The following is a 7,950-nucleotide window of genomic DNA, read 5'->3' as shown; positions in this document are numbered from 1 at the left end:
TCTGTTGAATGCAGTCAGTGCAAAGTGATTGTAAAAAAGTCCCTTAGCACAAGAACCCACGTTTGTAAGTGTGGATTAATTCTGCAAAGAGATTGGAACGCGGCGATAAACATTTTGCTCAAAGCAAAATCTAGGGGAGGGCATCCCCAAAGTAAAGCTGTAGGAGTTGGAGCCTCTACGCAACAGGAGCGCAAGCCTGGTAGAGCAAGTTTTGACGTTGAATACAGAATCCCACGCGCTCTATCGCCGTGGGAGTGTCAATCAAGGAATTAAAGGCTCACATCCCTAACTACGAACTTGTTTAATTTACTTGCACAGTTGAACCCAACATCTACCCAAAAATTCAGTCAATTTCAATACATTTATCGCCTGAATATGGGTGGGTTACGGCGGATATTTTCTTCATCCATCTAACCTACTGGCGTGACCCAGCTAAAATTGTGGAATAGATTTTACCATTGAATCGGGCGCACGCCATGCGCCCCTACGGTTTCCGGGCGTAATTTTAATTCATCAAATTACTTGTGCCACGCCACTAGGATGGCGGCGTGGCACACCTAATTTGATAGATTAGATTTGGCTTTTAGTAAGGGATGCGAGCCCTAGATTCTGTTGGTTTTCCTTGCGTTTTCCCAACCTACAACCTATTCCAACATTTTAGCTGTGTCAGTCCACTAGGAGATTGAAAATTATTTCCCACAAGGGCAGGGCGCAAGCCTACACCCCACATTCTACTTTCTCTAGAAATATAGAGACGTTACCTGCAACGTCTCTATATTACTGGTGGGCACCACGATAAACAACAGTTAGTTGAGTTGCTATTTTGGTTGACCTGTCTGGGCGGCTACTTCTTCAGCGAAGTGAGTTTATTCTGATTCAATCCCCTCACCCAAAACATAACGGGTAAAGCGACGTACTTGGATATTTTCCCCCAACAGGGAAATGGTTTCTTTGACCAACTCTTCGACGGACTTGCTTTGATCCCGGATGTAGGGTTGATCAATTAACGATAATTCTTTCAACCGTTTCTCAATCCGACCCTGAACAATCTTCTCCTTAATATTATCCGGTTTCTTTGCCAGGTCATCGCGCCCCATTTCAATTTCTTTTTCCCTTTGGGCAACAGCGGCTGGGATATCATCCACCGACACATACTCGACATTCGGACAAGCCGCAACTTGCATCGCGATATCCTTAACCAAGGCTTGGAATTCCTCGCGACGGGCAACAAAATCCGTCTCGCAGTTAACTTCCACTAAGACACCAACTCGTCCCCCCGTGTGGATATAGCTACCGATAATTCCTTCAGCCGCCACCCGACCGGATTTTTTCTCGGCTGAAGCAATCCCTTTCTGACGTAGCCATTCGATGGCTTTGGTCATATCGCCGTCATTTTCTTTGAGCGCTTTTTTGCAGTCCATCATGCCTGCGCCAGTTTTTTCCCGTAACTCTTTGACGAGTTTTGCTGATATTTCCGCCATCTTGCCTTTATTCCTCCTTTGTTGTTTGTCAGTGCAGGTGAACAACGGACAGATAACCCCAGTGTATCGGGTAGACCTGCAAATGCATCATTGCTTATTCTTCGCTGTCCTCGTCCTCCTCGGCGCTGTCCTCGCCTTCCTCCTCGGCGCTGTCCTCGCTTTCCTCCATGTCTGACTCAAAGGAGTCCACATCGTCGCTGTAATCGTCTTCCATCTCGTCTAGGGCTTGGGCAAACTCTTGCTCCTCGTCGTCTGTCTCCAGTTGACCGTGACGCCCTTCATAGATGGCATCGGCTAACTTGCCAATAATTAGTTTAATCGAGCGAATCGCATCGTCATTGGCGGGAATCGGAATATCGACCACATCCGGGTCACAATTCGTATCAAGCATCGACACCACGGGAATGCCGAGTTTTTCACACTCTTTGATGGCATTGTATTCCCGGCGCTGGTCAATGATGACGACAATGTCGGGGATTCGCCGCATCATTTTGATGCCACCCAGATATTTTTGCAGCTTGCCCAGTTCACGGCGCAGTACGGCTGCTTCTTTTTTCGGCAAGAGGTCAAGGGCACCACTTTCTTCGCGGCGTTCGAGTTCTTTGAGTCGTTCAACCCGCCCTTTAATCGTTTCCCAGTTGGTCAACATTCCACCCAACCAGCGTTGGTTGACGTAGTACGCGCCACAACGACTAGCTTCTTGGGCAATAATTCCCGCTGCTTGCCGCTTGGTACCGACAAAAAGACAGCGTTTACCTTGTTCTACAGCGGTTCGCATATAGCTGTAGGCTTCTTCCATCAACTGGGCGGTTTGCACCAAGTCAATGATATGAACTCCATTTCGGGCAGTATAAATGTACTGATCCATCTTCGGGTTCCAACGGCGGGTCTGATGACCAAAGTGAACCCCTGCCTCCATCATTTGAGCCAAAGAGACGACTGGCATAATTAATTTAAACTCCTTAATTCGGGTTTATCCTCCATTCAGGCGGATTTCCTGTGAGGGAAACACCCGAAACCCTGAATGTGCGATTTGTGACAACCTTCCTAAGGTAACATAATTTTTGCTCATGACATTGGATTGGCAAGGCGCCCGTCAAGACACACCGGGCTGTGAGACTGTTTTACATTTCAATAATGCGGGTGCAGCATTAATGCCAGAGTCGGTTTTAGAGGCTGTGGTTGGGCATTTACAGTTAGAAGCCCAAATCGGTGGATATGAAGCGGCGGCACAGGAATTTGAGGCAGTGGAACGGGTTTATGATGCGGTGGCGACTTTGTTAGGATGTCAGCGCCAGGAGGTTGCCGTGATTGAGAATGCTACAAGAGCCTGGGATATGGGGTTTTATAGCGTTCCTCTAGGAAAAGGCGATCGCATTCTTACAGGTGTATCGGAATATGGTAGTAATTTCATTGCTTTTCTGCAAGTTGCCCGGAAGACAGGGGCAACAATTGAGGTGATTCCGAATGATGAATTTGGGCAAATTTCCATTGCTGGATTACGCCAAGCAATTGATGAGCGGGTGAAGTTAATTGCGATTACCCATGTTCCCACCAATGGCGGGTTAGTTAACCCAGTCGTGGAAGTGGGGAAAGTGGCAAAAGAGGCGGGTATTTTATATTTACTCGACGCCTGTCAATCGGTGGGGCAAATGCCCATTGATGTGAATGAAATTGGCTGCGATATGCTCTCAGCTACAGGGCGTAAATACTTACGCGGACCCAGAGGAACTGGATTTTTGTATGTCAGAGAAGGGGTTATTTTGCAATTAGAACCGCCTTTTTTGGATATGCAAGCGGCTGAATGGGTGAGTCGGGATACATTTAAAATTCGTTCAGATGCCCGTCGGTTTGAAAATTGGGAAACGAACTATGCTGGAAAAATTGGTTTAGGGGTGGCTGTTGATTATGCCTTAAGTTGGGGATTGGCAGCGATTGAACGCCGGATTTGTGTTTTAGCTGAAAGATTGCGTGATCAACTCAAGGATGTTAATGGGGTTAAGGTTCAGGATTTAGGTCAGCAAAAATGTGGGATTGTTAGCTTTACGGTGGAGGGGAAAGAACCAAGTGAAATTAAGCGATTACTGAGTCAAGAAAAGATTAATATATCGGTTTCTTCTGCCCAAGGTACGCGATTAGATATGGATGCACGGGGGTTTATGTCTGTGTTAAGGGCTTCGGTTCATTATTACAACACTGAAGCCGAAGTTGAGCGATTTTGTACGACATTGGCGTCTTTGGTTTGACAGGGAACAGGGAACGGGGATAAGGCGGATGGCAGCAAAATTGTCGGGTATAGTTTAAGAATATCGCCCCAACAGGGTTTCTATGGGTGTTGGTTTTTGGGATCTCGGATACCCTTGGCGTCTTTTGAAGATTCAATCGGTGAGATCGCCCTTTCTTTCTCTCCTAATTTATCCAGCGCTACACCCCAGTTGTACCAGGCTAATTGGTAATCGGGTTTAATTTGAATCGCTTTCTCATAAGATGCGATCGCACTTTCATAGTCTCCCAGATGCCCCAAGGCTAAACCCAGATTATTCCAGGCTTCGGGGGAGTCGGGTTGGAGTTGAATCGCTTTCTCAAAAGACGCGATCGCACCGAGAAAATCCTGGGCTTTCAGTTGCTGTTTCCCTTGATTTAACAAAGCTGCGGCGGCATCATCATCGGCATTTTCCCATTTATCCTCGTCCCCCTTATCTTCTTTCTCTTCCTCCCCTTTCCTTGATGGTTTCGCCAACAAATCCTTACCAATCTCTGCGGCAATTTCCCCCAATTCTCCACATCCTACCCCACTCATCTGCAATAACTGCCAAGCAAACTGATGATCCGCTTCTGGCAATTGCCGCAACTGCTGCCCATACTCAAAAAGCCACACCTTAAAATAGCGATCGCTGCTGTGATATCCCAAATGTTGTAATATCTGTTCCCGGTTCCATCCCTGATTCACCCCAGTTAGCAGTTGCCGAAATAGCTGCTGATACTCTGCATCACTAAGGTGTTTTTGAAGCCGCCTTTGTCGTTTTGGTTTGAGGAAGGGCGGTAAGATTGGCTGAATTAGCCGCACGAGCCATTGCCAGAACCGCTTAATCATCTGCTTGTCGGGAAAGGGTTTGCAACGGTTTATTGTTTCAGTGTATATCCTTGATTCATCGTCCTTGTTATCGGTGGGTTTCGGCGACTCGGATTCTCTGAGGTTCCTCTAGAGGGTACAATGCTCAAATCACAGGAGCAGTATTATTAACCGTATGCCTGGGTTTCATCTTCTCAATCGCTATTTCTTGCCCATTCTACTTTTTAGCTTGTGCCTCAGTGCCGTACTGCTTTTCTCCAATACAGCAACTTTGACTCAACCCCCTGTACCCAACCCTAAACCCGATTCCCCGCTTTCGCTAACGGAAACGGTTCGCCAAACTGTACTGGACAACGGTTTAACCGTTCTCACCAAAGAAGTCCATTATGCCCCTGTTGTCACTGTCCAGGTATGGTATAATGTCGGCTCGCGCAATGAACCGCCAGGATTAAATGGAATCTCGCACCAGCTCGAACATTTAATGTTTAAAGGCACGACCAATCGCCCGATTCAATTTGGTCGCTTGCTGAGTGCTTTAGGGGCAGAATCGAATGCCTTCACCAGTTACGATCAAACGGCATATTACAACACCGTTAAGCGCGATAAACTCGAAGCCCTGCTGATTCTAGAAGCGGATCGGATGCAAAATACCCAGATTAATAGCGAACAACTCGCGACGGAGAAAAGGGTGGTCATCTCAGAGTTGGAAGGGTATGAAAATGACCCAGAATATCGCCTTGATAGTGCGGTTATGGGGCAAGTTTTTCCTAACCATGCCTATGGTTTACCCGTTGGTGGCACTCAGGACGATGTGGAACGTTTTACCCTGGAGCAGATTAAGGATTATTATCGCACGTATTACAGTCCAGACAATGCCACTGTGATTATTGTTGGTGATTTTGAAACCGACAGGGTTCTGAATGCGGTTAATAAGCATTTTGGTACAATCGGTGTCAGTCAGCAGGATTTAGACAGGGTGGGTTCCAATACGGCAAGGGATAGAGGAGCAGGGGGTGTAGGGGCGGGTTTGACGGATGACTTATGGCGCCAAACCGATAACTTGACTAAACCCGCCCTTCTAGGGGAAGCAGGGGAGAATCCTGTTGTTTTGCAACAACCCGGTAGTGCGGCGCTGGTGCAGGTGGTTTACCCTCTACCTGATATTAATCACCCCGATGTCCCGGCGATTGATGTGATGGATTATATTTTGACATCAGGACGTAGTTCCCGAATCTATCAAGGTTTAGTGGAGTCTGGATTGGCAAGTGATGCGGGGGGGTATGCAGCGAATTTCCGGGCTAAGGGCTGGTATGCTCTATTTGTTACGACTGATCCAGGTGAAGATCTTAACGCGATTGATAGCGTCCTGCAAGAGGCGATCGCGTCTTTACAAAACCAAGGCGTGAGTGATGCTGAACTCAACCGCGCCAAAGCTCAACTCAAAGCAGGACTGATTCTAGAAAACCGCGATGTCACGAGTCAAGGGTTTCAATTAGGGGTGGATCACACCACGGCGGGGGATTATCGCTTCATCGATCGCTATTTAGCCGCCATCGCCCAAGTATCAAGCCAAGACGTGCAGCGCGTTGCCCAACAGTATCTTACTCTGCAACAACGTACTGTTGGCTTGTTTAAACCGACTCAGATTCAGGATGAACCCAGTCGCGGTATCGGTAGTTTTAGTAAAACAACTGAACATTTTTATGCTGAGTCTCCAGCCGAACCCGCAGAAGTCGCCCAGTATTTGCCCCCTGTCGTTTCTGATTCAACCGTGGCGACAAACCAACCCCTACCCGAACAATTTATTTTAAACTCAGGGATACAGGTGCTACTTTTGCGCGATCGCAGTACGCCAACGGTGACTTTAAATGGATATATTTCAGCAGGTAGGGCAAATGATCCCCCTCAGAAGTCGGGTTTAGCGGAACTCACGGCTGAAAATCTGATGAATGGAACTCAGACTCAGGATGCGTTGCTCCTTGCTCAACGTTTAGAGGATCGGGGGATTAATTTAGAATTTTATCCGGCGCGGGAAGGCACATTTATAAGTGCTAGTGCTCTGTCTAATGATCTGTCTTCTTTAATTCCCATCCTCAGCGATGTTTTGCAACAGGCTACATTTCCGGCGGAACAATTGGAATTAAGCCGTCAAAGGGGATTAACGGATCTGCAAATCGAATTAGATGACCCCGCTTCTTTGGCACAGCGTACCTTAGCCCAAACCCTTTATCCAGTAAATCATCCCTTTCACAGTTTCCCGACTTCTGAAAGCCTGAGTCAAATTACTCGTGATGATGTGGTGCAATTCTATCAGGAGTATTATCGTCCCGATACTACCATCCTGACGCTGGTTGGCGACTTTGAACCCCAGCAGGTGCGATCGCTCCTAGAACAGGAATTCAGCACTTGGAAAGCCACAGGGAAGCCGCCTCAGCTAGTGATTCCTGCGGTTCAGCTACCTCCTAGGGTGGTGCGTCTCAATCGAGTGTTACCAGGGAAATCCCAATCGGTGACATTTATGGGTACTGACGCGATTAATCGCACTGATCCGCGATACTATGCGGCGTTAGTGCTCAATCAAATTGTCGGCGGCGATACCTTAGCCAGTCGTTTGGGCACCGTGATTCGCGATCGCTTAGGCTTAACTTATGGGATTTACAGTTCCTTTCAGACAGGAATACACGACGGCTCCTTTGTGATTGAAATGCAGACAGCCCCCGAAGATGCTCAAGGTGCGATCGCGAATACGATTAATTTACTGCAACAGATACAGGCGCAAGGAGTTACCGCAACAGAAGTAGCTACAGCTAAACGCTCAATTACCAGCCAATATCCAGTGACACTTGCCCATCCTGACAACTTAGCCCAAACCATTCTCGACAATCAAGTTTATGGGTTAACCTCCAATGAACTTCGAGAATTCGTCCGTCACATTGAAGCCGTTAGCTTAGAACAAGTCAATCAGGCGGCGAAAGAATTACTCCATCCTGATAATCTGGTAATCGTAACAGCGGGTCCGTAGTAGGGGATGCGAGCCCTTGATTCTGTTCTAACTTTTCACGGCAAGTCTAGAAACCTGAGTCGGGGCGGGCGCGAGTCACATCTGGGTGTAACCAAAAAGATAGCCGTGAAAGTGAGCCCCTACATAATCAATACTCGCGTTGCTCCACATACCGTGAAAGTCAGGATTCTGTTGGGTTTCGGCGCGTCAACCCAACCTCCTGACTTTTACTAAGACGAATACATAAAATAGATTTGACTTCTCCCCCGGTTAAAACGCGGGGGATTCTAAGAGGATACTACGGGACGAACTAAAGCCGCGTCCCTTCGTTTTGCTCGTCTTCTTAGAGTTCCAGAGAAAAACCCTGGATGGCGCAGTCAAAAACGCCCTACTGA

At 47.6% G+C, this 7,950-nt stretch carries 6 protein-coding genes; 3 read left to right on the top strand and 3 right to left on the bottom strand.

From position 1 onward, the window contains the following. The first annotated feature begins 24 nt into the window (after positions 1-24). Positions 25-273: a zinc ribbon domain-containing protein gene (locus RLO19_RS14105; protein WP_446357310.1), complete on the top strand. Its 249-nt coding sequence runs from the start codon at positions 25-27 to the stop codon at positions 271-273. Positions 274-866: 593 nt separating this feature from the next. Here RLO19_RS14105 and tsf read toward each other — a convergent pair. Both tsf and rpsB read right to left on the bottom strand, forming a co-directional pair. Then, entirely contained in the window at positions 867-1,481 is a 615-nt protein-coding gene (gene tsf, locus RLO19_RS14100; protein ID WP_446337842.1) for a translation elongation factor Ts, read from the bottom strand. 94 nt (positions 1,482-1,575) lie between these two features. Continuing rightward, positions 1,576-2,427 (bottom strand): 30S ribosomal protein S2, encoded by an 852-nt coding sequence (gene rpsB / locus RLO19_RS14095; RefSeq protein WP_446357308.1) that lies wholly within the window; start codon positions 2,425-2,427, stop codon positions 1,576-1,578. A 124-nt stretch (positions 2,428-2,551) separates the two neighbouring features. On the opposite strand from rpsB, the gene RLO19_RS14090 reads away from it, so the two are divergent. After that, the gene (locus RLO19_RS14090; protein WP_446357306.1) at positions 2,552-3,727 is read left to right on the top strand and encodes an aminotransferase class V-fold PLP-dependent enzyme; all 1,176 of its coding nucleotides are present in this window, start codon (positions 2,552-2,554) and stop codon (positions 3,725-3,727) included. Between the two features lie 80 nt (positions 3,728-3,807). Here RLO19_RS14090 and RLO19_RS14085 read toward each other — a convergent pair whose 3' ends face one another. After that, the gene (locus tag RLO19_RS14085; RefSeq protein ID WP_446357304.1) at positions 3,808-4,575 is read right to left on the bottom strand and encodes a tetratricopeptide repeat protein; all 768 of its coding nucleotides are present in this window, start codon (positions 4,573-4,575) and stop codon (positions 3,808-3,810) included. A gap of 154 nt (positions 4,576-4,729) precedes the next feature. Between RLO19_RS14085 and RLO19_RS14080 the strand changes: the two genes are divergently transcribed. Continuing rightward, positions 4,730-7,576 carry a M16 family metallopeptidase gene (locus RLO19_RS14080; protein WP_446357302.1) on the top strand — a complete coding sequence of 949 codons (2,847 nt, stop codon included), beginning with the start codon at positions 4,730-4,732 and terminating at the stop codon, positions 7,574-7,576. Positions 7,577-7,950 lie beyond the last annotated feature (374 nt).

Source organism: Coleofasciculus sp. G2-EDA-02 (assembly GCF_040226375.1).
Classification (GTDB): domain Bacteria; phylum Cyanobacteriota; class Cyanobacteriia; order Cyanobacteriales; family Coleofasciculaceae; genus Coleofasciculus.
This window is presented reverse-complemented; position numbering and strand designations above follow the sequence as displayed.